The following is a 26623-nucleotide window of genomic DNA, read 5'->3' on the forward strand; positions in this document are numbered from 1 at the left end:
GAAAACCATGAACAGGATCATCTATCCGTTAACATTACAGATGCAGGGAAAAGGTGTTTCTGATTTGCAGGAAGGCTTACAACTACTTTTGGAAAAAGATCTATTTCAATTTGGTTGGGATGAACGGCAGGAGTTTAGGGAACGTCTGGGTGCTGAACAAGCTAAGGATATGTATGGTGAATGTACTTATAAGTTAGTCGGGTTGTTCCAAGAACAACATCAGCTTCAAGCTTCCGGTGAAGTTGATGAGTGGACTTCAGAAGTATTTAATAACATATTAGAAGAATTGGGAGCATTCTCTTCAGCTACTTCTGAACAGACATTCTTAGTGAGTGGTCAAGTGTTACGTGAAAATGGACACCCAGTCTATGGTGGTCTGGTAAGGGCCTTTCACATGGATAAGAGATGCATATTACGCCTGGGGGAGGATACCACCGATACCCAAGGACGCTATACGATCCGCTATACTACGTTACCAGAGGTAAATGTGATCCATCTGCGAGTTGTTGTTTTAGACAATGCAGGGCAGATACTTGGTGAGACAGAGGTTTCCCGTGAGGTTCACTCAATTGAGATTGTTGACCTACTAATCCCTAGCCAAGATGTTGTAACATTCCATGTTGATGGTAAAGTGACCAGTCGTGTTAGTAGCGGAATCGGAGGACTAACCGTTCGAATTATGGATAAAGGAGTGGGGGCTGACGTACAGCTTGCTGAAACCATGACAGACGTCTACGGCGCGTATCAAATCACGTTCACTGATGCGGGTTTTCGTCAGCGAGGCAAGGAGAAACCTGATTTACAAGCGTGTGTTTTCAAGGACAACATTTTTCTTGCTGGTTCCGATGTTCACTATAATGCTTCCAATCGAGAAACCCTTCATATCCTTTTGGATGAGAAGAACGACACTGCCTTGCAGTCTGAGCACGAGACGTTGACAAATGCGCTTTCGATTCAATTCAAAGGGAAATTGAGTGAACTTAAGGAAACTGATGAGCGACAAGACATTACTTACCTTGCGAATAAAACGGGCTGGGATGCCCGGGCAGTTGCGCTTTCGTCTTTAGCTGATCAGTTTAGTGATCGAGCCAATGATGTAGGCATCGAGATGGTGCCACCCCTTTTCTATGCCCTTTTTCGTGCCGGCTTGCCTGCCAATGAAGTCCTCTACCAAACCGATGCCAAAACGGTGGAGTCGATCTGGAAGCAGGCGATCGTTCAAGGTGTAATTCCTAGCGGACTGATGAGTAATCTGTCACAGGCCACTGAACAGTTCCAGAAACTAACTGCACTGCGGATCTTGGAAAGTCCGGCATGGGTTGGGGTTTCGCCCTATAAGGAGCTGGTATCTGTTTCACTGGGTGACGATTTGTCACGGCAGAGGCAGTTTGCAGAACTCCATACTCGGTATCGAGAGGATTTGCCGAAGTTCTGGGGAGAGGTACAGAAAGTATTTGGTGAAGCCGTAGAAAAACGTCTCAAGGTGGATGGACAGCTTGCTTTTCTGACACTTAACAACGCTCCACTGATCCGGAAGTTGCACGAAGTGGCTGGACAGATGGGGATTACCCATCCTTTAAACTTAGTTGAAAAAGGCTTTTATCGAGCAGATAAGTGGCAAAAATTGATGGGCAATGATTCGGTCCCGCCAGAAATTCCCGGTGAGAATGACGACCAGAAACGCAATCGTTATGCAGAATTGTTGGCTGCACATGTACGACTCAGTTTCCCAACAGCCGTGATCGCGCAAATGGTCAAGAGTGGTGAGACTCCACTCGCAGATGATCAATTAAAGAGCCAGGTTCATACCTTTTTAACTGAACATCAAGGCAATTTCGAAATTGGGATGCACTCAGTTGAACAGTATATCGCTCATCACAAACTGCAAATTGAGCCTGAAGTGAGCAAGGAGATTACGCAGATCCAGCGGGTCTATCAGATTACGCCAAGCGATGATGCGATGAACTTGCTGTTAAAAAAAGGGGTGAATTCAGCCTATGCCGTCATCCAATATGACCGAGATGAATTTATCCAGACCTTCAAAATGGAGGTGGGTGGCGAGGCCAATGCAAGGCTAATCCATACGAAAGCGGAACAGGTGCACAGCACTGTGTTGAATATCGCTGTATCTTATCTATCTGCTCGCAATGCCCCTGGGATTGGTGTGCACAGTCCCGCGCAAATCGTGGATCCCGTACCTACAGGGCCGAACCCACATGCTTCCGATGTCATTGCTTATTCAACGCTGGAAAATCTGTTTGATGAAATGGATTACTGCACTTGTGAGCACTGTCGCTCTATTTTGAGTCCAGCTGCATATCTAGTGGATTTGCTACTCTTCATTGATCGTCCGGTGAACCCGCCTGGTACAGTGAATCCGCAGACGGTGTTGTTTGAACGTCGCCCAGATATTCAGCATCTCCCGCTTACTTGTGAGAATACCACTAAGTCTCTACCGTATATTGACTTAGTGAACGAAACGCTAGAGTACTATGTCACCAATCATTTATCCTTGGCAAACTATACCGGCCACAATACAAACGATGACGCTACCATGGAAGAATTGCTGGCAAATCCACAGTTTATCAGTGACAAAGCTTATGAAATCCTTGCAGGAAAACCAGCTCTAGTTGGCGACCCCATGCCGCTTCTTGCGCCGGCGTCTTCGCTGCCGTTCCATCAGCCGTTAGAAAACCTGCGCCGCTATTTTGATCGATTTGAGGTTCCACTACCTGCAGTGATGGAAACTTTGCGCAAAGGGGATAATCTAGAGAGGGCAAATTCAAACGAGTATGGTTGGCGTGACATTTGGATGGAGGAGCTTCATTTTTCACGTGCTGAGTATGCACGTCTGACCGATCGCACTCTGACAGTGCAGCAACTGTATGGCTATCGACCAGTTACTACTGAAGCGGAAATTTTATCTAGCCTATCGAATGTTAAAGCATTTACACATCGGTTAGGCATCTCGTATGAGGATATCATCGAAATTCTTAAGACATGCTTTATCAACCTGAACTCCATACTCATCCCTAAGTTGGACAAGTTAGGTGTTCCGCTCACAACGATAAAGGCATTTAAAGAGGGGACGATTTCAGACGCAGAGTTTACCGCTGCCTTAGCGCCGCATCTCGATCCGTCCCAATATGGTGGGGATATCCATGCATGGGTAAAGAATGAGGCGAACTATACCAAAATCATGAGTTTGATTACACTTGCCAACCCTGTGGCTTCTGACGAGTTATGCAGTTTTGACAAACTGGAATTCCGCTATGCCAATCCGGACAACAGCACAAACAAAATCCGTGCTTTTGAGTTCATCCGATTGATTCGGTTTATTCAATTGTGGAAGAAATTGGGATGGACGATTGAAGAGACCGATAAAGCGATCACAGCTCTGTACCCCAAAAGCCAAATTCCAGATCATTCAGATGATGCTGTAAACTTGCAAAGACTTGATAATGGTTTCCTGTCTCTGCTACCCCGTATGGGCCTGATGAAGCGACTCATAGGGGCTCTCAACCTGAAGCAGAAAAAAGATCTGCTACCGTTTTTGGCTTGCTTTGCACCCATCGATACGCATGGAACCCGTTCCCTTTATCGACAGATGTTCCTTAACCCATCGTTACTGAAACAAGACGGAGTATTTGCTGATAATGGCTACGGGCATTTCCTGATTGGTACAGAGAAACTGTTGACCCATACAGCAGTCCTGCGTGCAGCGTTCCAGCTCACCGATGAGGAGTTTGTTCACATTACCAGTGCACTTGGCTACGATGCCGACACGCTACTCAATTTGGACAACATTTCAGCGATCTATCGCCGAGGATGGTTAGCACGGAAGTTGAAACTTAGCATTAGAGAATTACTTTTAGTGATTAAATTTACAGGATTTGATCCATTCGTCGAACTTGATCCCGTAAACCCGTCTTTTCTTCGTCTTTTCAAATTTTTGAATTACCTGCGTAACCTATCGTTAAAACCAGTACAAGCTCTTTACCTGATCTTTAATCAGGACATACATAGCAGGATAGCACCGGACGATCATGAGATTTTGGATTTTGCTCGTTCTTTGCGCTCAGATTTAGACTCGATCGAAAGGGATTTTGCTATCGTTGATGACCCAGATGGTCAGGTCGCTCGAGCGAGAATGTCGTTGATCTACGGAAATGAGACAACTGACGTCTTTTTTGGTCTATTAAGTAATCAGGTCGTAACCGATGTCGAGTATGCGCATAGTCAAGCAACACTACAGCAAGTCATTTTGAATGTGGCACCAAAAAGCCTTACTTACGATCATCTGCGCAAGCGACTTGCCTACAGCATGGGAGTTATGCCTGATATTGTCCGTGATGCACTTAAGGGAGTGGCTGGTGTAACGGAGACGTTCAAAAATGCGGTGGACGAGCTCCACAAGAAAACGAGAAATTTCTTCAACCGTTATCCGGAACTGTGGCCACATTACACTACCTATCTCACTTCCAGTGATTCGGCAGAAAAGAAGCGAGCAGACTTGTTGGCGAACTTGCTTCCAGAACTGAAGCGCAGTCGCAAGCGTCAGCATGGATTACAGGCTATTTCCGCTAGGGTAAAGTCCGATCTTGGTTTTGCCAAGGCTATTCTCGATGATCTGTCTGTCTTACATGCAGTGGAGGATCATACTCGTCCTGCAATTCATGATCTTACAGCGATAGAAGCGGCAGGTCTCTCAGCACAATTTTTTTTCCGCGATACAGCAGTCGGGGTGGTGGATCTTACGAGCGACTTCGAGGCCAATCTGGCATACACGGCTACTGGTAGCCATCAGCTTCCAGCTCATTCGAATCCTGCTCTTGCCATCTCCGGCATCTGGAGTGGGTATCTGGAAGCCCCAGAGAACGGTTTTTACAACATAGGTATTGAAGCTGATTCAGATACGACAGTGACACTAACCCTTGACAATGCGATGATCTCGTTGGTCTGTAGTGGAGATGTTTGGAGTAATAACGTGCCCATCGAACTGCGGGCAGGAAGACTTTATGCCATCTCACTTAAGGTGGAGAAGGTGAGGGGAACGTTGAATGTTCGCTGGGAGACGAGTGGACGTGGCTGGGAGATAATCCCCGCTCGATGTCTCTACTCAGGGACCTTAATCGATCACTTGCGTCATACCTATGTCCGCTTTCTAAAGGGATGTTTACTTGCAGCCGAGCTTAAACTGACGATGGCTGAGACGACCTTCCTCACTTCTCATGCTGACTATCAAATCAATGGAAAAGGCTGGCTGAACAGTTTACAAGTTAAGGGAAGCCCAGATGATGTCACATCTACTGCGTTGCTTAAAGCTTTCATTGCAATGATTGACTTTGCTAGTATCAAGGCTGATCTGGCACCAGATAATGAATGTCTTCTGGCTATTATCAAAAATCCGGCAGAGGCAACGCAGAAACCAGACAGCCAGCTGTTCACACTTGCTCGCTGGGAATGGACCTCTCTTTCTGCGATACTTGGGCGATTCGGAAAGGTGGTCGGCGACCTTGCTCATCTCGATACCTTCCGCCAAGTCTACGATGCGTATTCTTGGGTGAAAAAGATGGGCATATCGGCCACTGGTTTGCTCAAGGTTGTTACCAATGAACCTGACGTAACCATGGTACGAGAATTACAGACTGATCTGCGTGCTCGCTATGATGAAAGTGGCTGGCTAAACGTTTTAAAGCCTATTAATGATGAGATGCGCGACTTACAACGTAATGCCCTTGTCACCTATATTCTTCACCAGATGTGTGAGACGCCAGCTACGGCACATATCGACACAGCGGAGAAGTTGTTTGAGTACTTCCTGATCGATGTGAAAATGGAACCTTGTATGCAAACCTCACGTGTTCGGCACGCACTGTCGTCTGTCCAATTGTTTATCGAGCGTTGTTTAATAAACCTCGAGCGCCGAGTATCACCTTCCTCAATCCGTGCCTCACACTGGCAGTGGATGAATCGATACCGGATCTGGGAGGCGAACCGAAAAGTATTCCTCTATCCAGAGAATTGGCTAGAACCAGAGCTTCGTGATGATCAATCGCCATTCTTTAAGGAAACCATGAGTGAGCTACTGCAGAGCGATATTACTGAAGAGAGAGCATCTGTTGCTCTCCTCAATTACCTTTCCAAGCTTGAGGAGGTTGCGAAGCTGGAGCCGTGTGGGTTCCACTATGTCGAAAACGATCCGAGTAAGGTTCAGGATGACATTGCCCATGTAGTTGCGCGTACTGTTGGGGCTAACCGCAAGTATTTCTACCGCCGTTGTGAGTACGGTTATTGGACGCCATGGGAACATATCAAGCAAGATATTGAAGACAATCCGGTGATCCCGGTAGTTTGGAAAGAACGACTCTTTCTGTTCTGGCTTAAACTCATTAAAGAAACGCCACTTCAGATGCAAAGCCTTCCTAGTGGGAAACTGGCTGATATGGAAATGTCTAACATTATCCATACAGATACAGCTAAGATAACAGTAAGTGCAATCCTGTGTTGGAACGAGTTCTTTAACGGTAAATGGCAGCCAACGAAGACATCAGATATCCATAAACCCACTCAATTAGGACGATTTGATCCCGACTCAGGTGGAGATAACCCGTTCGACCGCTCGGCCCTACGTCTCTCTGTGTCCGAGGTGGGCGGTGCCCTGCGTGTTCACATCTCAGGTCAGGGTAGTTCATCATTTACTCTATACAATACGCATAGCCTACCTGTGCGTAAGGAAGAGTTGAATGATTTTTCTGGGTTCATTTTACTTGGTCCATCCCGTCATTTAGATACATCAAGTGACAGCTTAAGGATCACTTATAACAAGGGGATTCTCCTTCCGTATCCTGGTGACACCTGCTCAGACTCGATCTTGCTACGTCCAGTACTAAAAAATCAGCTTTACGATCGAGTTATCGTTCCCCATCACTTATTACAAAGCCCGTGGGATGCGCCATTTTTCTACGAGGACAACTGCCATGTCTTTTATGTTAATACGACAGAGCGCATTATAAAGATTCCTGATTGGAGTCATTTTGCTCCGATGAAGGTTCCACAGAAACCAGATCTAATAATGCCTTCCTTGGTACTGCCAGAACTACAGTTAAAACCTCGTCCCGAAATTGTGGATCCCTATGCTCCGATTCATAAGGGGACAGGCTTTGGAGTTGTGGATCGATCACCAATTGAGCGGTTTGTCGCGGAGAATAATTACATTTTCAGAGGAATTGGTACCCTCGGGACCGTGCGTTTTGGTGATAAAGAAATCGGACCTGCGGGTCTTCAGAAAAACCTTTTACAGGGGCGGTAGAGAGGAGAAACCTGCTATGGCAAACACAACTTTTGATAAGGTCGGATTCCATGGGAATAAAGAGGCTTTCGTTAAGCAGTTCGGGTGGATGACGTATAAGCAGGATACGGAGTTTACGTATACATTCGAAAATTTCTTCCATCCATTTGTTAGTGAGTTGATCGAAAAACTCAACAAGGAATCATTACCGGGGATGCTTGATCCAAACTATCACCAAAGTCTAGCAACTGAATTTTTCGACGATTTTTATACATCGCTAGCGAATAATGTGGTTAAGATCAACCACTTCTCTAAGGAGATCGAAGTTCAAGAAGGTGGACCGTATTCCAATTACAATTGGGAACTGTTTTTTCATATCCCACTCACTATTGCAGTGCACCTCAGCAAAAATCAGCGTTTTGCTGAGGCACAGCGCTGGTTCCACTTCATCTTTGATCCAACTTGTAATGACCCATCGATTCCTACTCCAGAGCGATATTGGAAATTCATGGCCTTTCGCAAAGGAAATGATCTCACCCAGATTGACGAATTGCTGGCATTGCTAAGCAAATCTGACCTTACCCCGAATGAGGCTAAGCTGAGAGATTCCATACTCAGTAGCTATGAGGCGATTAAGAACAAACCATTCCAACCACATGCCGTTGCACGTACTCGGCACCTCGCGTATCAATACTGCGTTGTTATGAAGTATCTAGATAACCTAATTGCTTGGGGAGACAATCTATTCCGACAGGACACTGTAGAGTCAATTAACGAGGCAACACAACGCTATGTGCTGGCCGCCAACCTGCTTGGAACACGTCCGCAGCGAATCCCCCCACGAGGGATGTCACGGCCAAAGACGTTTGCTGAGCTCAAAAAGCAGGGAGTTGATGCACTGGGCAATGCACTGGTTGATCTGGAGGGCAAGTTCCCATTTAACCTTGGCTTGCCATCAATCAGTAGTAAAGACGCGGATGCTGCAGGACCGTTATTTGGCATTGGACGTACACTCTACTTCAGTATCCCACGCAACGAAAAAATGCTAGGGTACTGGGACACCGTAGCCGACAGACTCTTCAAGATCCGCAATTGCATGAATATCGAAGGCGTGGTACGGCAGCTCGCTCTTTTCGATCCACCTCTTGATCCCGGTATGTTGGTTAAAGCAGCGGCAGCAGGCATTCATATCGGTTCGATTGTGAATGGGTTGAATCAGTCAATCGGCCCTGCGCGCTCCTTACCATTAATTCAAAAGGCGCTTGAACTTTGCTCTGAGGTGCGTAGTTTAGGTTCTGCACTTCTCTCGGCGATTGAAAAGGAAGATGGAGAACGTATGGCTCTCCTACGTCAGGGGCATGAGATTAAGATACAGCAAATGTCGCAAGAAGTTTGCTTTTTACAATGGAAGCATGCCGAGGAATCTACCACATCTCTACTACGAACCCGTGCCAGTGCGCTAGAGCGTTATCACTTCTATCAACGTGTGCTTGGATTGACTCCAGACAACAATGCCATTCCAGACACATTCCACCTCGACCGACGAGAACTGACTGAGGAGAACTTTGATGAGGCCTATGTGGACTTGGTTGGACAGTATGATAAAACGATTGAATCTCTGGAGTACCCTGTTCTAAGCACGAAGCAGGAGGGGAGATTACATTTACATGAAGGTGAGTATGAGGACTTAAATGGACATGCTGATCGAGCTCTTGCGGCAAGAATCTCTGCGGCAGGCGCTGAAGGGATAAGAGCGGGCCTCTCACTTATTCCTACACTCCATGTAGAGGCTGCGTATTGGGGGGTTGGTGGGAGTGGAAAAGTAGGGGGAGGAGATCTACTGTCTGCCGCAGGTACCGCCGTCACCAATGGATTTAACATTTGGGCTCAAATTGAGGAACGGCAAGGGATGAGTGCTTCCAAGACAGCTTCCTATGAGCGTCGTGCAGATGATTGGATGCTACAGAGTAATCTGGCTGCACTCGAGTTAATGCAAATCGGACGCCAGATCATCAGTTCGCTGATTGCTGAACAGATCGCTTATCGCGAATATAAGAAAATACAAGAGCAGATGAAGCAATCACAGGATGTGGATCGTTTCCTGCGAGAGAAATTTACGAACAAAGAACTTTACACCTGGCTGCAAGGCGAGATCTCTCGTCTTTATTACGAATATTACCGTTTTGCTTTTGACACGGCGCGTAAAGCTGAGCAGACGATGAAGGTTGAGCTGATGCGCCCAGAGGTAGAGACGAATAATTACGTGAAGTTTAACTATTGGGATAGTGGGCGTAAGGGTCTGCTCTCTGGCGATGCGCTCTATCTGGATGTGAAGCGGATGGAGATGGCCTTTCACGAGAATAACAAGCGCGAGTATGAACTGACCAAACATGTATCCTTGCGGCAGCTCAATCCATTGGCGTTACTTGCCCTGAAAGCTACTGGTGCCTGTGAAGTCATCTTGCCCGAATGGTTATTTGATCTTGATGGCCCTGGGCATTACATGCGTCGGATCAAAAATGTAAGCCTGTCCATTCCGTCGGTGACTGGACCTTATACCAGTGTCAATTGTACACTCACTCTGTTGAAAAGTTCACTGCGAAAGTCTGGTCAGCTTACCGATGAATACGCTCGTGAGGGTAGTGAAGACCCACGCTTTATCGACTATTTCGGCACAATTCAATCGATTGTGACCAGCAGTGGAAATAATGACAGTGGCCTTTTCGAAACGAACCTTTATGATGGACGATTTCTTCCTTTCGAAGGAGCTGGTGTCGAAAGCACATGGAGGTTAGAACTACCAGCTTCTTTCCGTCAATTCGACTACAATACGATAGCAGATGTTATTTTCCATGTCCGATACACGGCTAGGCAGGGTGGGACTCCATTGCGAGAACAGGCTATCAACCATCTAAAGTCTCTGGTTGAGGAGGCTAGCACTTCGGGTTTAGCAATTTTACTCAGTCTCCCCCGTGAATTTTCAAGTGAGTGGCATCGATTCATATCGAGTACTGGAAATTTTACAGCGAAAGTGAAGCGAGAATACTTCCCCTATTTTACTATGGGTAAGACCCTTATCATCGACTCTATGCACCTGTATGCAATCCAAGTCGACAAAATGCAATCGACAACACCGTCAGGACTTGATCTAGGGACGCTGACAGAAAAGTTAAACGACGAGGGCGGGTTCGAGTTCTCACTTGCTCCAGATGGAGAGGTTCTCGTGCGTGAACAACAAGCACAAGTCTTTGTTCTTATCAAGTACTCTGTAGAGTCCGTCTAATAGGGCAGCTATCTGGAGTTATGTAAAGTAAAAGGGATTAACTTATTGAGAGGCAGGGGTTCCCAAGGAATCTTGTCTCTTTTCTTTTATGTATTCCTATGTTTTCGAACCAGCATCCTCTAATGGTGGAAGGCTATTCAGCATGCACTAATGGCAACAACCATGGCTCAAATTCACGATCACAACCGTCGTCAAACTAATGTAACAAACACAGATTATTATTTAAACAGAACAGCGGCCAAGCTTGGCTTGTAGTCAATGGCTATATATAAATTGTTTTGATCTATATGGAGGGAATAATAATGAAAAATAGTACATTTTTAGTTACCGGTGGTACCGGATCATGGGGCCTTGAAATTGTGAAACAGCTTAGTTATCACAATCCGAAGGAAGTTCGTGTTTTTTCTAGGAATGAAACAAGTCTCGTTGAGATGCAACAACAATATGCTCATGATAATCGATTCAAGTTCATTGTTGGTGACATTCGTGACAAGGAAGAGCTTATGCAAGCATGCGATGGTGTCGACTATGTTTTTCATTTGGCTGCATTAAAACATGTACCTGTTTGTGAATATCAACCTTTAGAAGCCATCAAGACCAATGTACTTGGCACACAAAATGTTATCGATGCCGCTCTAGACAACAAGGTGAAAAAAGTAATCTATGTTTCAACTGACAAAGTTTCAGATCCGTCAAATACTTACGGAATTACGAAAGCCCTTGGAGAAAAGTTAATTATTCATGCAAATTTAAGAGAAACAAACACGAAGTTTATTTGTGTGAGAAGCGGAAATGTTCTGGGATCGAGTGGAAGTGTTGTTCCTATTTTTAAAAACCAAATAAAACGATCTTCACAAATTGGTATTACTGATTTTCGTATGACTCGTTTTTTCTTAACGATTGAACAGGCTGTACAATTGTTATTTAAAGCTACGGTTAGCGGCAGAGGCGGAGAAACATATGTTATGAACATGCCTTCTGTTAAAATCGCTGACCTGGCCCAAGTACTAATCGAATCATCGGGTAAAAAAGATATAAAAATAAACGAAATAGGTGTTCGTCCAGGAGAAAAATTGAATGAAACACTCTTTACGGAATCCGAAAGCAACCGAACGGTGTATTTTGATCAAGATTATTATGTAGTCCTGCCTTCTATTAATATACCAGGACTTCAAGAGCATTACGCAAGCAGTACACCTGTCAACATGAAGGAGTACAATTCTGCGACAAAGCAACTTTCAAATGGCGAAGTAGAACAAATGTTGACGAAGGGAGGTTTTCTGGCTTGGGCCGAGTGATAGGCTCATTCTATGAAAGGAATGATAATTGATGGGATATGTTTCTGAACTAAGGAAAATGATAGGACATCGCCCCGTTATCTTGGTTGGTTCTGTGGTGATTCTGATGGATAAGGAGAAGGGTATCCTATTACAACAACGTAAGGAGCCAAAGGGGCTTTGGGGGCTCCCTGGGGGATTAATGGAGCTTGGAGAATCAGCTGAAAATACGGCAACAAGAGAATTGTATGAGGAAACCGGCCTTCTTGTAGATAATCTCACTTTAGTTGGTGTATTTTCTGGAGAAGAATACTTTGTAAAATTACAAAATGGAGACGAGTTTTATGCTGTAACCATTGTTTATACTTCACAAGATTTTGAAGGGGAGTTATTAGTATCTGATAAAGAATCCTTAGATTTACGTTTTTTTCAATTAGATACAATTCCAGAAAATATGATGGGCTCTTCTAAAAAAATTCTTAACAACGTCATGAAAAATGGAAAATTAATGCGCAGATAGTATGACTATATGTTACTGGGAGGTAACTATAAATGATTCAGGAGAGTGAAAGCCAGTTGAAGAAAAGAATCGTTTTTACTGGAGGAGGATCTGCTGGCCATGTAATGGTTAATCTCGTACTTATTCCAAAGTTTATTGAAGAAGGTTGGGAAGTGCATTACATTGGCTCTGAGAATGGAATTGAGAAACAATTAATGACAAGTTTCCCCTCTGTTCAATATTATAGTATTTCAACGGGGAAATAAGGCGCTATTTTGATTGGAATAATGTGAAAGACCCCGTTAAGGTAATCAAGGGAATCTACCAATCCTATCGGTTATTTAGGAAAGCAGAAGCTCATGTTGTATTTTCTGCAGGAGGGTTTGTAGCTGTACCTGTCGTCTTAGGAGGATGGCTAAACAAAGCGCCAATCGTGATTCGTGAGCCGGATCGAACACTAGGGCTAGCTAACAAACTATCTCTTCCTTTTGCGACAAAGGTATGCACGTCTTTTCCTGACACGAAAGAAGATCTAAAGAACAAGAAGACGATTCATATAGGCGGTATTGTTAGAGACGAATTAAAGAACGGCGATTACACGAAAGGGATGTCCTATTGTGGATTTACAGAGGAGAAGCCCGTATTGTTAATAATGGGTGGAAGTCAGGGTGCTCAACGCATTAATGAACTTGTGAGATCTAGTTTAGATACCTTATTGAAAGATTTTCAAGTCGTACACATTTGCGGTAAAGAGAAGGTTGATCCATCCATTCAGAGAAGAGGCTATCAACAATTTGAATATATCAACGAAGAGTTACCTGATGTTATGGCGATAACAGATCTCGTAGTTTCTAGGGCAGGTTCAACAGCTATTTTTGAATTATTGGCTTTGCAGAAGCCCATGCTTCTTATTCCACTTTCCAATGCCAGCAGGGGAGAACAAGTCATCAATGCCCAATCTTTTCAAAGTGCCGGTTATGCAGAGATGCTTCTACAAGAAAATTTGAACAACGATACATTGATAGATGTGATAAACATGCTGTATCGCAATCGTGAACAATACATCGAAAATATGAAAAAGAACAAAGATGACCAGGCAGTAGATAAGTTAATGAATGTAATTAAAGAAGTAGCTGTATAGAAATTCTAGGCTTAGGATATCTTTAATAGATGTAAAAATTAGTGTGTGGCTAGTTAAGTTATAAAGTCATATTTATAGGGGGAAAAAATGAACGTACTAATTGCTGATGATGAAAAAGATATGTTAAAGATATTAAAGGTATATTTCGAGAAAGAGGGGTTTCAAGTTTTTCTAGCTGAGGATGGAGAAGAGGCACTCACTATTTTTTATAGTAACAAAATCAACTTAGCTATATTGGATTGGATGATGCCTAAGACGAGTGGCCTGCAAGTTTGTAAAGAAATAAAGAGTAACAGTGACGTTAAAATACTCATGCTCACAGCAAAAAGTGAAAATGAAGATGAGCTAGAAGCGCTTAACATCGGAGCAGATGATTATGTAAGAAAACCGTTTCACCCAGGAATTCTATTGACGAGGGCAAAGAAGCTCCTTAGGAAAGAGAAGGTTGCTCAGGTAAAAGACATAAAAATTGACTTAGAAGCTAAGAAAATTTATAAAAATAACAAAGATTTAAATGCCACAAAAACGGAATTCGAACTTTTGAACTGTTTATTAGACCATAAAGGAAATATATTAACACGAAAAAAACTCCTTGATATCGTCTGGGGGTTTGATTACTTTGGCGAAGAAAGAACGGTTGATACACATATCAGAAGGCTAAGAGAAAAAATAGGAGAAGGCATCATAAAAACTCATAGAGGGTTAGGGTACAGTTTGGAGGAAGAGAATGGATAAAACGATCCAAAAGGAGGGAAAAGGATGAATAAGCTTGGAAAAAAGCTATCCATAAGTATCTCTATAGCAATAGTTGTCATCTTTTCTATCTCAATCTTACTTACTCAATATTTTTTACCTAAATATAATTTATATAAATCAAAAGAAAACTTAAAACAGATTACCAGTAAAATTGAAAAAATGGATAAAAATAAATTTGATAGATCAAGAGAAGCTATCGAAAATAAATATGGGATAACGATTGTTTACGTACCTGTTAACAATAATATAGATCAATTAAACGGGACAGTAAGCACCCAATTATACAAAAGTGGAATCACATTAAATAGATTTTGGATTACAAATGAAACCCTTCAAAGTTTGGCAGAAGGAAAAAAAGTCAATGTATTATATGACCAGGGGAAGTTAAAATCAAGCTTCTTAGCAAGTTTTATACAAAAAGATAATATGCTCATCTTAGTCGGTAGCTCAATTGTGCATTTTAGTGATATAGCACAAATTGTTAATGAATTTAATTTATATATGTTGCTATTTTCCATCACTCTTATCGTTGTATTAGTTTGGATATTATCAAAAAAGATAACCACCCCTCTAAAAGAGCTAAAAGATGTTTCTGAGGATATTTCAAATTTAAAATTTGAAACCGTCCATATCAAAACAAATGATGAAATTGAAGATCTTGCCAACAGTATCAATGTGATGAGTGATAAGCTTCATATGGCCCATGATGAGTTAAAAAGGAAAAATAAGAATTTGAAAATTGTTATGTCTGATCTAACACATGAGCTGAAAACGCCATTGTCTTTAATTAAAGCCTATTGTATAGGGATAAAAGATGGATTAGACGACGGTACCTATCTCGACATGATTGTAAAACAAACGGATAATATTTCAGATTTAATAGGGGAGCTATTAGATTTTACAAAAATGGAAAGAGATGAAATAAATAGTACAACCTTTAATTTGACTGATCTATTCCATACTTGCCTTGAAACATATAAAATAGAGATTGAAACAAAAAAAATAAAGGTAACTTCCTCTAACCTACATGGACAACCACCCTTCTATGTTGTTGCCGATAAAGATAAGATCGAGATGGTACTTAGCAATTTAATTAGTAATGCTATTAAATATACCGAAGATGATCGAATTGAAATTGAATGGATGGAACTTGAACAAGAGATTGTTTTTCAAATTAAGAATGGCACCAACATCAACCAGACAGAGGGACTAGAACAAATTTGGGAACCATTTTATGTATTAGAAGCATCTAGAAATAAGAAAACCTCTGGCACAGGCTTAGGGTTAGCCATTGTTAAAACGATCCTCAATCGTCATCACTTTAATCATGGCGTTTCAATATCCAATAATCAGATACAATTTTATATTTATTTTAAAAAAGCCTCGATTAATTGAAGTAACCCCCTTAAAGTAGACGCACCAAAAAAAGTGTGTAAATCTATTTAAGGGGGTTTTTGTATGGCGAAAAAGGGGCAAGAAATTCGTTCATTTAGTCCAGAGTATAAGCGCAGAGCAGTACGAATGTACTTGGAAGAACATCGAGGTTTGAAGTCCATTGCTAAAGAATTAGGTCTTCCGAGCCATACCTATGTGAAACGTTGGGTAAAAGCTTTTCAAGAAAAAGGAGAAGAAGGTCTGAAAGATCATCGAGGGAAATCTAGCAATAAGAAGAGACGTTCTCCCCAAGCAAAAAGTATGGAAGAGGAGAATCTACAATTACGGGCTGAGAACGAATATCTAAAAAAGTTGTTGCAACAAGAAGGGTGGGATGTGCCAAATCGGTAAGGTTTCAGGTCATCCACCAGCTTCGATCCCATTTCCCAGTACAATTATTGTGTAAGATCGCTCATGTCTCCCGCAGTGGATACTACAAATGGCAAAACGCAGAGAGTCGAACATCGATGAACCTCTGAAACAAGCCCTTATTCAAGCATATCAAGAGATGAAGGGCATCTATGGTTATCGGCGTATGCGGATTCACTTCCTGAGGAAATACAATTGGAGAATCAATCACAAACGCGTCTATCGTTTAATGAAGCAGCTAGAATTACAGGCCGTCATCCGGCGAAAACGCCCCTATATCTACTCAGCTACCTATGGCAAAAAGAGACTTCCGAACCGACTCGAACGGCAATTTCAAGCGGAACGACCTCATCAAAAATGGGTAACGGATGTTACGTATATCTCTGTTTTAGGGAGAAGAATGTATCTTTCGGTGATGCTCGATTTGTTTAATAATGAAGTGGTTTCTTATCATCTAAATCCTCATCCTAGCTTGGGACAAGTTCTACAGACTGTAGAATGGGACCCCGAGGTTCAAGAAACGATGGAAACACACGAGTATCAACCGGAGATGCGTTTTTTTACGGCGGGTGAAGAAACTCTGTTTTTACTCGATCAACAGGGGTGGATGAAAGCGCAAAAAATGCTTGGTTAAAAATCGCTTTATCTGTCGTTCCATCAGTCGCTAGATGTGTCGTTGCAACAGTCGTTCCAACTGTCGCTACACGGGTCGCTTTACTTTATCTACCAAATCAATCAAAACCCCTTGATAGAAGGGCGCTTTCTTATTGCACGAAAAGTGCAACTTGATACTCCCAGAGGGACTCTCTTCACTCCTCCCACGCGCTCATTCCGTCCCTCGCTCGTATCAACCGGCCCTTCGACGGCTCCGCTAGCCTTCGGCCTTCACCCTTAAGCACCTGACTTAGTAACCCTCTTCAAAGAGAAAGAAATGAGGCTAACGTTAGCCGGATCACCTATTCTATTAATGACAGGAGGAGGACAAACAGTGAAAACAGTGGAATCGAAACACATCGCATTCGTTGGAGGGGTAGGGATCGGAAAGACGTATCATTTGCAAAAGAAATTCAAGTTATTACGAGCTTATCATGAAGATCATTACTCCGTTTTTGTCCCTGACCAATCTCATCAGGACTACTATCTAATTGGTGCAGAAAAGATTAATTGGAACGATGATAAACCACAAGAAACAATAGACAACCTAGTATCTATTCTGAATACAAGTAAACCCCCTGTTACAATCCTCTTGGATGCATTACCAGCCCATTCAGATACACTATCTCTCTTGTTTAATCATCCGACTACCCAAATCATCATGACTTCTCAAGAAATCGGTCGAATCTTCGACATAAAAACTAATGAAGAGATACAAATAAACTTTAGTATCAACGTATAAAACTCTTTTTGACGTAAGTGAATTTATTGAAGTGCTTTAACATGATAATTTGAAATAGCCAAAGGTGAATTGCTCACCCTTGGCTATTTAATGGGAGAGTAGGCAGTTGATTTTCCAACTGGTCTTCTCTTCACTCTATTCTTTATTGGAACGAGTGTTTTTCTTTAAGTTCGGTTTCTCACTTATTGAATTAAGATGCCCTTCTCTTACTTTCCAATCAACAGGGTTCACCGAAGATGCCTTGACCTCTATTAACACATCATCATATTCTAACTCAAGAATGGTAATAGTTAACTCGCTAAGCTGTTCTTGTCCACGGTAAGAACAAATTCCGATACCAATCATAACCCTACTACTACACCTTCAATCCCGGAAAATGTGGAACCACTTCTTCCCCTAATTCTTGAATGACCTCTTCGGCTGGTCTCTGACTGTCGAAGAGAGCAAAGAAGAGATGATTGACTCCGGCATGTTTATAGATATTCAGAAGTTCAATCAGATAATTCCGTCCAATTCTGAAACCAAGACGAATGGGCCTTGGAATCTCGTTGGGATCTTCAGCTAAGTCAAGGTGCATCGGCTGGCTGAATTGTTTGAATACACCTGGCTGATATTCTTCTACAAGTTCTCTCCACCTCTTGATGGTCACTTCTTGATCATGAGGGCTGCGTGGATAATACATCCAACCATCTCCATGCTGGGCAAACCATTCCATATCCTGCTGGGCATATCCCGTTATAAAAGTGGGAATTCGGTTTGTAGGCTTTGGAACTAAATTCGCATTATGGATGGAACCTACTGATGTATCAATTCTAGGAAACTCTTTATATAGGACTTCATTTAAATAATCAAAAGCTTTAATAAACAGCTTGCCCCGATTAGGATGAGATACGCCGAGAGCACCAAAATCAGCTCTCCGGTCGCCGGAAGAAACACCCAACAATAACCTTTCGGGGAATAACTGATCAATGGTCGCAATTTCTTTGGCCACTCTAAGAGGATGTCTCAATGGTAAAACTGCTGCTGCTGTGCCAAGGGCAATTTCCTTTGTCTGACTAGCTAAAAAAGTGAGATAAATCATCATGTCATAGATTTGACCGACTGCAGGATCTCCAAAGTTCGGGTCTTCAAGAAGCACATCTCGAAACCATAGGCTTGTGAAACCAAGATTCTCTGCCAATTGAGCCAATTCGACTTGTTTTTCCATTGTCGGTGTCTCAAACTGATAATTCTCAAGAGGAATGTGAAGTCCCAGTGTCAATTCCCCTTCTTTATACATTCGGCTATATGCTTTGTGTTGTAGAAATGGATTCATTCTTTTCGCTTCCTTTCCTTTTTTTTGCGAAGGACGGCAATCGCCGCCGTCCCTGCAAAAATAGTCATTAGCCCAATAGATGTTCGTTGAACCTTCTTTTTGTGTATGATCTGCTCTTTCCAAACTTGTACCATTTGCTTTCCTCCTTACGCTGATTTACGTTCTAACCCGCGTAACCAAGCCGTTAATAATACTGCTCCCAGTACCATAATGGCCCCGATCCAAGGTGTATGAATGATACCAATTCCATCCACGATCATTCCCCCTACAAAGGAACCGATCGCAATTCCCACGCTAAATGCGGCAATGTTAAGGGCTGATGCAACATTTACTGCCGATGGTACATATTTTTCAGCTAGATTCACAACGAGAATTTGCAATCCTGGTACATTCATGAAGGCGAATAGCCCCATTAAGAAGATGGCAATCAATCCTACTAATTTAAATGGTGCTGCGAATGTCAATGCAACCAAAATAATGGACTGAAGCAAGAACATCCAGAATAAAGCCTTTAGTGGATTTTTATCCGATGCTTTCCCTCCAATAACATTCCCGATCGCTACCGCAATACCATAGACAAGAAGAATGATACTGACCCATTTTGAACTAAAGCCTGTGACATCTTCCAACAGTGGTGTTAAATAGGTGAACGCAACAAATGTTCCACCGTACCCAAGTGCTGTAATCGCAAAAGCCAATAATAATTTGCCATTATTTAAAATCTTAAGTTGTTCACTAAATTTCGCTGGTGGAGCTTCTTTCAGATTTTTTGGAACAAGAATGGCACTGGCGATAATTCCAATAACCCCTAGTAATGCCACTCCCCAGAATGTCGCTCTCCATCCAAATGCTTGTCCAATAAACGTTCCTAGTGGAACTCCAGTTACAGTGGCTACCGTTAAACCAGTGAACATAAATGCAATGGCACTAGCCCGTTTATGAGCAGGCACTAAATCCGCCGCGATGGTTGAACCGATGGAAAAGAAAATACCATGTGAAAAGGCCGTAATAAAGCGTGCTACTAGTAATAAACCAAAACTGGTTGAAAGGGCTGCAACCGAGTTACCGACGATAAAGATGATCATTAAAGACATAAGTAAAGATTTCCTGCTCATCTTACTCGTTAGTGCTGTTAATACCGGTGCACCAATGGCAACCCCGATGGCGTATCCGGATATTAATAAACCGGCAAGTGTAATTGAAATCGATAGATCATCCGCGATCGATGATAATAATCCGACTGGAACAAACTCTGTCGTTCCAATTCCAAAGGCACTGATTGCAAGTGCTAATAAGGCTGGAGTGACTCCTTTTGAGTTTGAGGTATCTATTGTCGTTGCATGGGAACTCATTTAGAAATTCCTCCTTAAATATAAATAAGTTTAAGTTTCAGAAACAGTTGGCGCCAACCCCAATTCCTTGTACACATCATTATGAAGTGTATATTAAATAAATGTAATAACGCACTTTAAAGTATCGTAGTTACTTAAAAGTCATATAGGTACTTAAAAGTACCCTCGTGAACTCTTGAATCACAAGACGCGATGTGGTCTGTACATTCGAAGAGAACACTTTCGATTATGAACTCATCTCCTCTTGAAAAGTACGCACTTTCATTTCTCTTCCAGTTGAAGCCGCTCTAGATGTTATAGGGGGGAAATGGAAGATGATCATTCTCTGTCATTTGAGAGAAACCAAAAAGAGAACACATGAATTAAAGAAGCTTATGCCTAACATCCCTCAACGTTTGCTAACCCAGCAGCTCCGTGAGCTTGAAGCAGATGGGATCATTATACGGAAAACGTATGCCAGATCCCTCCAAAGGTGGAATACTCTTTATCTGAGAGGGATCGGTGTGAGTATCAAGCGGGTTCAACGTCTCATGCGAAGACTAGGAATTGCCTCCATCACGTACAAGAAGTTTCGTCCTTTTCGCAAAGGGACTTCCCCTACAAAAGAACGGGAGAATCTCTTACAACGGGATTTTACAACCACTGCCTTGAATCAAAAATGGGTCTCCGATATCACGTATATCCCAACACGAAGAGACGGTTGGTGCTATCTCGCCTCGGTAATGGATCTACACTCTAAAAAGATCATTGGCTATTCCTTCTCACGAACGATGACAACAGCGCTTGTGATGAGGGCTGTTCAGCATGCCCTCCACGATCAGTCTAAGAGCCCGGGTCTCATCCTCCACTCTGACCTTGGTTCGCAATATACCAGCGAAGAACTAGCGTCTTTCCTTGAACGCCAGCAAATCAAGCAGTCTTTCAGCCGAAAAGGTTGTCCTTACGATAACGCCTGCATCGAATCTTTTCATGCGATTTTAAAGAAAGAGGAAGTCCACCATCGTCGCTACCAGACCTTTGAAGAAGCAAGAGTCGCCCTCTTTCAATTTATTGAGGGCTGGTACAATCGTCAGCGTGTTCACAGTCAATTAAACTACCAAACTCCACAAGCCTTTGAAGAGCAGTTTTTCAAGAAGCTACCGTTTAGACTTAACTTTTTACTGTCTCACTTATTGACTCAAGTCCAGATGACTATTCTCCAAAACATATTACAACACAAGAACAAGACATGAAGGCAAGACTAAAAAGAATGGCTTATATTGCGAAAGAAAAGCAGATGGTAGTCGGTTCAGAACAAGGGAACGACTTTGCAAGTAAAGATATTGCTTATGCTCATGGTTTAGAAACTCCTGTCATTGCTTGGGGAGACCCGGACATGAGAAAAAATAAACAGAGTCCCTATTACGTCGGAGGTTATTGGGCCGAAGATGGGAAAATTCCTGATAGTAACGGGAAACAGGTTCCAATCAAAAATTTATATAAACGCATCTATCTTGATCCAACCTATTCTTTGCCTCTCTATAAATTGGTATATAATGATTCGATGGTCACAACCCATCATTGGGAATGGGGAAGTTTGAAAATCAAAAATGAAATTAAAAATCGAATGCAATATGAGTTTTTGTATAATGTACCACCGCTGTACAATTTGAATAAGCAAAAATGGGATGAAGATAAAAATAAGATCATTACCCATGTAAAAGAATGGTCCCTTTTTAACCGCAAGGCGATTAAAAAGCCGATGACAGGATTTAAGATTCTTTCAAAGGATCGCCTTGTGCAATCTACGGAGTTTGGAAGAAATTTAAGAGTCGTATCCAATTTTTCAAATAAAGCCTTTCAATACAACAACGAAACCATCCAAGCAAAATCGGTTGTTATTTATGAAGGGAATACCAAAAAGGTATATAAACCTTAAAAACTAACTCATTTCCTTGCGACCTTTGCGATGAAGCATAAAAAAAGAACCTGTTCCTTTTAATAAAGGGGAAACAGGTTCTTTTTTCTTGCATCCAATTACTTACCCCTTATAGCGGGCAAGGCTTTCTTCATAGAGACGGGCGGCTTCATCGACGCCTCTCCAACCGATAATGTTGGTCTCCTTGTTTTCTAGGTCTTTGTATACCCGGAAGAAGTGTTCGATCTCTTTGAGGATGTGTGGAGCTACATCATCAAGGCTTTCTATACCCGTCCAACGAGGATCTTCTGTTGGGACAGCGAGTAGTTTCTCGTCGTTGCCCTTGTCATCGGACATCAGGAGGACACCAATAACACGGGATTCGATCACACAACCTGGGAAGGTTGGGAAGGTGGCCAATACGAGAATATCGAGTGGATCACCATCTTCAGCGAGGGTGTTCTCAAGATAGCCGTACTCAGTTGGGTAATGCATGGGAGAGAAGAGGACACGATCTAGGCGGAAGACACCGTTTTCTTTGTCATACTCATATTTGTTTTGACTCCCAGTAGGGATTTCGATAAATGCATCCACGGTCAGTTTGTTCTGAGACATGGAGGTACCTCCTTTAAGGGCATATGTATGAAGCCTAAGGGCTTTTCCAAATCTTATTGTAGTCCCTTTTGGGGAAGGAATCAATGTTGCAACCTTTCTAGCATGGTACAATGGGTAGAAGATGAATAGATCGGTGGGATGAACAATGGGCAAGGAAGAGCACTTTATTGAAGCCAAGAGGTTTGCAAAGAAGTATCAATTAAGAGAGCTGGAGCAAGCACTCTTGTTAGATGTTCGTGAAGAACGGGAGTGGGAGATATATCGATTAGAGGAAGCGTTATTAATCCCTTTACATACCTTGCCGTATAATCTGGACCGCTTGGATCAGAAGAAAGAGATTTATGTCCTGTGCGCCCATGGAGTACGGAGTGCCCACGCAGCTCATTTTCTTCATCAGCAGGGGTATCCTCAAGTAATCAATGTAGAGGGTGGAATGGCCGAAGTAAGTTTACATCTCGATGAGGAGGATGTACGCCCGAAATAAGCGTAATAACTGCCATCCGATTTCGGATGGCAGTTTTTTTATCGTAAAGGCGTATCCCTTTGGCTTAATCTTCAACTTTGATGGAATCCGTCGGACATCCTTCCATCGCATCTTGGACGTCATCGTGGAACTCCTCTGGTACAATGGCCGTACCAGCATTATCATCAAGGATCACATATGCGATGCCATCCTCATCATAGTCATAAACATCCGGCGCGCAAGCACCACAAGCACCGCATGCGATGCAGGTATCTTTATCCACCCAAGTACGCATGATTAATAATTCCCCTTCCCCGTTAAAAAATCCGATAACAAAGCCCTTTTCCAATCCTCATTGTAGACGGGTTTGTTACTTTGTGCAAGCATTCCTCACAGTTCTTTTCTTTTAGTTTATTGGTATGAAGGGAAGGTGTCCGCCTATTTTTTAGGAAAGAGTGGAGTGAAAGCGGATTCATAAAAATAGGTTATAGTAAGTGGAGAAGGGAGTGCTAGGATGGCAAAGTTGGCAAAACTGTGGTGGCAGGCTTTGGGAGCATGGGGGTTTTCCTTTTTATCAGTCATGTGGGTAACTGAATGGGTTGAAGGGAGCTCATCCTGGAATTGGTGGCGAATTCTCTCATTTGAATCTTTGTCAGCTTTCCTTTTTTTGTGCTGTGGAGCTTTTCTAGGTTCCCGTGTTGTTGTACGGGGAGTCACACGTTATCTTGAATTCCCACTCCCAATGTTGGACCCCCTTCGTCGTAAAAATCTGTGGCCGGGCTTGATAGCTGGAGGCTCTCTAATATTTCTCTTTTACAAATGGAATTGGATGGGGAGGTACGTCATCTTTTTTTGGTTGCTAAGAGAGGTGTGGAATTATATACGGTTGAAACGAGTGATTCAAAGAAGTGGCTGGAAAAAGAACAAGGCGTCATTGAAAGAGAATCTGCTTGACAATGAATGATTAAATCCTTTATTATAAATAAGTATCTTTAAATGGAGAGGTGTCCGAGCTGGCCGAAGGAGCACGATTGGAAATCGTGTAGGCGGTTACCTCCGTCTCGAGGGTTCGAATCCCTCCCTCTCCGCCACGAGGCGGCGTAGCTCAACTGGTTAGAGCGTACGGTTCATACCCGTGAGGTTGGGGGTTCGAGACCCTCTGCCGCTACCACCGTTTCCACCTCGGAAGTGGAAAGAGACCCGGCCGCACATAGGCTCACGGGCTTCTTTTTTATTTAATTGACTTCATTGAGGTGACGGATGCAAAGGACAAGTACATCGTGTATGATTGGACTAGAAAATAAAGAAAAAAGGAGACCCGGTTGCGTAACGATTCTGCTTGTACCCTCATACGCTGTAATGTGCGGGTCTCCAGCGAGGGAGGGTAAACCATGCGTGTCGAGCGACTCAGCAGAGATAAGATCCGCTTCTTTCTGTCCCTGGATGATCTGATGGAACGGGGCATCGAGAAAGAAGATATGTGGCGGGACATTCCAAAGGTTCATGAACTTTTTAACGATATGATGGATCAAGCTTATGAAGAACTACGGTTTGAAATATCTGGTCCCGTCGCGGTGGAAGTTTTTGCCCTTCCTGCTCAGGGAATGGTGGTCGTTGTCACCCGAGGACGCACCCCAAGTGCCTCGGATCTAGAAGAACTGGATGGGGATGAAATGTATGAACTGGAAGTGACGTTAGAAGAGAGCGACCAGGTAACTTTCCAGTTCAACGACTTTGAAGATCTCGTCCAGGCAGCCAAAAGTATTTCAACCCTGATTCCGGAGGGCGGACGGGTTTATGCCTATCGCGACCGCTATTTCCTGGTTCTCGACACGGAGATGGAACTGAAGACGCTTCAACAGGGGATTGCTATATTAAGCGAATATGGTGAAGCGTCTACCGTGACTGAACATGTATTAGAGGAATACGGAAAAATAATTTGGGAGAAGGATGGGATCCAAGGAATTCTCCATTGGTTCTCCTAATGGTATAAGAGGGATCGCGTCAGACAGGCGCGATCTTTTTAATTATTATAATGAAAGCATCGAGGGTATGCTTTTTATACATGAACGTCCGATAAAATTTTTCTTTGGCTTCTGTGTCATCATAGGCAAGGATTATGTAATTGTTTGCAACAAGAGTCGAAAATGGGTGTTCTCTTATTGCCGGGTGGTGTATACTGATTGATGGATTTATTGGGAACTAACTTTTTTGAGGTGGTCAGGAATGGCACAACAGTCCGATGATTCCAGCCGAGAAAAGACTGGGGAAAACTTGGACGTTCTGGTTTCTACCCAAACAGTGATTAAAAAAGCGCTTGATAAATTGGGATACCCAGAACAGGTATTTGAGCTTTTGAAGGAACCTCTTCGTGTGATGCATGTGAGGATTCCCATTCGCATGGATGACGGAACGGTGAAGGTATTCACCGGATATCGGGCACAACATAATGACGCGGTAGGTCCGACGAAGGGTGGAGTTCGCTTTCATCCCGATGTGACGGAGAGTGAAGTAAAGGCGCTTTCAATTTGGATGAGCTTGAAAGCGGGTATCGTCGATCTCCCTTATGGAGGCGGAAAGGGTGGAATTATTTGTGATCCACGTCAGATGTCTTTCCGTGAATTGGAGAGGCTTTCAAGGGGCTATGTACGGGCGATTAGTCAAATTGTAGGGCCGACTAAGGATATCCCAGCTCCTGATGTATTTACGAACTCACAAATCATGGCTTGGATGATGGATGAATACAGCCGGATTCGTGAATTTGATTCTCCTGGATTCATTACCGGTAAACCACTGGTTCTCGGTGGCTCTCGTGGACGCGAGACAGCTACCGCCAAAGGGGTTACCCTGATGGTGCGTGAAGCTGCAAAAAAATGCGGAATCGCCTTAAAAGGGGCACGAGTGATTGTTCAGGGCTTTGGTAATGCGGGTAGCTTTTTAGCGAAGTTTATGAACGACTCTGGCGCCAAGGTGATTGGTATATCAGATGCCTACGGAGCACTCCATAATGATGAAGGGCTGGATATCGATTATTTGTTGGATCGTCGTGATTCCTTTGGAACAGTGACCAACCTCTTTAAAGAGACGATTTCCAATCAGGAATTACTGGAATTAGATTGCGATATTCTAGTTCCTGCTGCAGTAGAGAACCAGATCACAGCGGCTAATGCCCATAAGATTAAGGCAAAGATCGTGGTGGAGGCAGCTAATGGGCCCACGACACTCGATGCTACTCGGATTTTATCGGAGCGGGAGGTACTATTGGTACCCGATGTACTAGCTAGTGCGGGTGGTGTGACGGTTTCCTACTTTGAGTGGGTTCAGAATAACCAAGGATATTACTGGTCTGAAGAAGAAGTGGAAGCCAAACTTGAAGAGATTATGGTAAAATCTTTCGAAAATGTGTACCGTACATCCCAGACCCGTAGAGTGGATATGCGATTAGCAGCCTATATGGTTGGTGTACGTAAAATGGCGGAAGCTTCTCGTTTCCGTGGTTGGGTATAATATTAATAATAAACCAGCGAATCATTTG

19 protein-coding genes, 2 tRNA genes and 4 pseudogenes are annotated in these 26623 nt (G+C 43.1%); 19 read left to right on the forward strand and 6 right to left on the reverse strand.

Features of this window, described 5'->3' with window-relative positions:
* The first annotated feature begins 7 nt into the window (after positions 1 to 7).
* The 10 genes and pseudogenes from BLV90_RS05505 (at position 8) to BLV90_RS05550 (ending at position 17446) form a co-directional block, all read left to right on the forward strand.
* The gene (locus BLV90_RS05505; protein ID WP_218142285.1) at positions 8 to 7312 is read left to right on the forward strand and encodes a neuraminidase-like domain-containing protein; all 7305 of its coding nucleotides are present in this window, start codon (positions 8 to 10) and stop codon (positions 7310 to 7312) included.
* Positions 7313 to 7328: 16 nt separating this feature from the next.
* A complete protein-coding gene (locus tag BLV90_RS05510; RefSeq protein ID WP_091737505.1) occupies positions 7329 to 10574 on the forward strand; it encodes a Tc toxin subunit A-related protein in 3246 nt (1081 codons plus the stop codon).
* 302 nt (positions 10575 to 10876) lie between these two features.
* Entirely contained in the window at positions 10877 to 11872 is a 996-nt protein-coding gene (locus tag BLV90_RS05515) for a polysaccharide biosynthesis protein (RefSeq protein ID WP_091737508.1), read from the forward strand.
* Positions 11873 to 11903: 31 nt separating this feature from the next.
* Complete coding sequence (locus tag BLV90_RS05520) at positions 11904 to 12371, forward strand: NUDIX hydrolase (RefSeq protein WP_091737511.1); 468 nt, start codon at positions 11904 to 11906, stop codon at positions 12369 to 12371.
* A 56-nt stretch (positions 12372 to 12427) separates the two neighbouring features.
* Positions 12428 to 13491: pseudogene (locus BLV90_RS05525) on the forward strand (undecaprenyldiphospho-muramoylpentapeptide beta-N-acetylglucosaminyltransferase).
* An 87-nt stretch (positions 13492 to 13578) separates the two neighbouring features.
* Complete coding sequence (locus BLV90_RS05530; RefSeq protein WP_091737514.1) at positions 13579 to 14226, forward strand: response regulator transcription factor; 648 nt, start codon at positions 13579 to 13581, stop codon at positions 14224 to 14226.
* Positions 14227 to 14250: 24 nt separating this feature from the next.
* Positions 14251 to 15642 (forward strand): HAMP domain-containing sensor histidine kinase, encoded by a 1392-nt coding sequence (locus tag BLV90_RS05535; RefSeq protein WP_091737517.1) that lies wholly within the window; start codon positions 14251 to 14253, stop codon positions 15640 to 15642.
* A 63-nt stretch (positions 15643 to 15705) separates the two neighbouring features.
* Positions 15706 to 16032, forward strand: coding sequence for a transposase (locus tag BLV90_RS05540; RefSeq protein WP_091737520.1), 327 nt, complete (start codon positions 15706 to 15708; stop codon positions 16030 to 16032).
* An 88-nt stretch (positions 16033 to 16120) separates the two neighbouring features.
* On the forward strand, positions 16121 to 16684 hold the full coding sequence (locus BLV90_RS05545; RefSeq protein WP_091737523.1) for an IS3 family transposase: 564 nt from the start codon (positions 16121 to 16123) through the stop codon (positions 16682 to 16684).
* A gap of 354 nt (positions 16685 to 17038) precedes the next feature.
* On the forward strand, positions 17039 to 17446 hold the full coding sequence (locus BLV90_RS05550) for an ATP-binding protein (RefSeq protein ID WP_091737526.1): 408 nt from the start codon (positions 17039 to 17041) through the stop codon (positions 17444 to 17446).
* A gap of 135 nt (positions 17447 to 17581) precedes the next feature.
* Here the strand turns inward: BLV90_RS05550 and BLV90_RS05555 are convergent, their stop codons facing one another.
* Genes BLV90_RS05555 through BLV90_RS05565 form a run of 4 tightly spaced genes read right to left on the reverse strand, consistent with a single transcriptional unit; the run spans position 17582 to position 20113 of the window.
* A complete protein-coding gene (locus BLV90_RS05555) occupies positions 17582 to 17791 on the reverse strand; it encodes a hypothetical protein (protein ID WP_091737529.1) in 210 nt (69 codons plus the stop codon).
* Positions 17792 to 17801: 10 nt separating this feature from the next.
* A complete protein-coding gene (locus BLV90_RS05560; RefSeq protein WP_091737532.1) occupies positions 17802 to 18761 on the reverse strand; it encodes an LLM class oxidoreductase in 960 nt (319 codons plus the stop codon).
* Complete coding sequence (locus tag BLV90_RS16150) at positions 18758 to 18895, reverse strand: hypothetical protein (RefSeq protein WP_177167915.1); 138 nt, start codon at positions 18893 to 18895, stop codon at positions 18758 to 18760. The genes BLV90_RS05560 and BLV90_RS16150 overlap by 4 nt, the downstream gene beginning before the upstream one ends.
* A gap of 12 nt (positions 18896 to 18907) precedes the next feature.
* Entirely contained in the window at positions 18908 to 20113 is a 1206-nt protein-coding gene (locus tag BLV90_RS05565; RefSeq protein ID WP_091737535.1) for an MFS transporter, read from the reverse strand.
* 314 nt (positions 20114 to 20427) lie between these two features.
* On the opposite strand from BLV90_RS05565, the pseudogene BLV90_RS16505 reads away from it, so the two are divergent.
* From BLV90_RS16505 to BLV90_RS05575, 3 pseudogenes are all read left to right on the forward strand, one after another.
* Positions 20428 to 20606, forward strand: a pseudogene (locus tag BLV90_RS16505) (winged helix-turn-helix transcriptional regulator); the annotation flags it as partial.
* Positions 20593 to 21246 (forward strand): annotated as a pseudogene (locus BLV90_RS05570) (IS3 family transposase); the annotation flags it as partial. The pseudogenes BLV90_RS16505 and BLV90_RS05570, both read left to right, overlap by 14 nt.
* Before the next feature lie 53 nt (positions 21247 to 21299).
* Positions 21300 to 22031, forward strand: a pseudogene (locus tag BLV90_RS05575) (glycoside hydrolase); the annotation flags it as partial.
* A 102-nt stretch (positions 22032 to 22133) separates the two neighbouring features.
* Here the strand turns inward: BLV90_RS05575 and BLV90_RS05580 are convergent.
* Positions 22134 to 22625: an inorganic diphosphatase gene (locus BLV90_RS05580; RefSeq protein ID WP_091737544.1), complete on the reverse strand. Its 492-nt coding sequence runs from the start codon at positions 22623 to 22625 to the stop codon at positions 22134 to 22136.
* Positions 22626 to 22770: 145 nt separating this feature from the next.
* Here BLV90_RS05580 and BLV90_RS05585 point away from each other — a divergent pair, with 145 nt between their 5' ends.
* Complete coding sequence (locus BLV90_RS05585; RefSeq protein WP_091737546.1) at positions 22771 to 23109, forward strand: rhodanese-like domain-containing protein; 339 nt, start codon at positions 22771 to 22773, stop codon at positions 23107 to 23109.
* Positions 23110 to 23173: 64 nt separating this feature from the next.
* On the opposite strand, the gene BLV90_RS05590 is transcribed toward BLV90_RS05585, so the two are convergent.
* Positions 23174 to 23383 (reverse strand): ferredoxin, encoded by a 210-nt coding sequence (locus BLV90_RS05590; RefSeq protein ID WP_091737550.1) that lies wholly within the window; start codon positions 23381 to 23383, stop codon positions 23174 to 23176.
* A 219-nt stretch (positions 23384 to 23602) separates the two neighbouring features.
* Between BLV90_RS05590 and BLV90_RS05595 the strand changes: the two genes are divergently transcribed.
* The 5 genes from BLV90_RS05595 to BLV90_RS05615 all read left to right on the forward strand — a co-directional run bounded on the left by BLV90_RS05595 (position 23603) and on the right by BLV90_RS05615 (position 26595).
* Positions 23603 to 24052 (forward strand): hypothetical protein, encoded by a 450-nt coding sequence (locus BLV90_RS05595; RefSeq protein ID WP_091737553.1) that lies wholly within the window; start codon positions 23603 to 23605, stop codon positions 24050 to 24052.
* 34 nt (positions 24053 to 24086) lie between these two features.
* Positions 24087 to 24179, forward strand: a tRNA-Ser gene (locus tag BLV90_RS05600).
* 3 nt (positions 24180 to 24182) lie between these two features.
* Positions 24183 to 24259 (forward strand) — tRNA-Met (locus BLV90_RS05605).
* A 220-nt stretch (positions 24260 to 24479) separates the two neighbouring features.
* A complete protein-coding gene (locus tag BLV90_RS05610) occupies positions 24480 to 25073 on the forward strand; it encodes a genetic competence negative regulator (protein WP_091737556.1) in 594 nt (197 codons plus the stop codon).
* 241 nt (positions 25074 to 25314) lie between these two features.
* Entirely contained in the window at positions 25315 to 26595 is a 1281-nt protein-coding gene (locus tag BLV90_RS05615; protein ID WP_091737559.1) for a Glu/Leu/Phe/Val family dehydrogenase, read from the forward strand.
* Positions 26596 to 26623 lie beyond the last annotated feature (28 nt).

The organism is Marininema mesophilum, assembly GCF_900106775.1.
GTDB classification, from domain to species: domain Bacteria; phylum Bacillota; class Bacilli; order Thermoactinomycetales; family DSM-45169; genus Marininema; species Marininema mesophilum.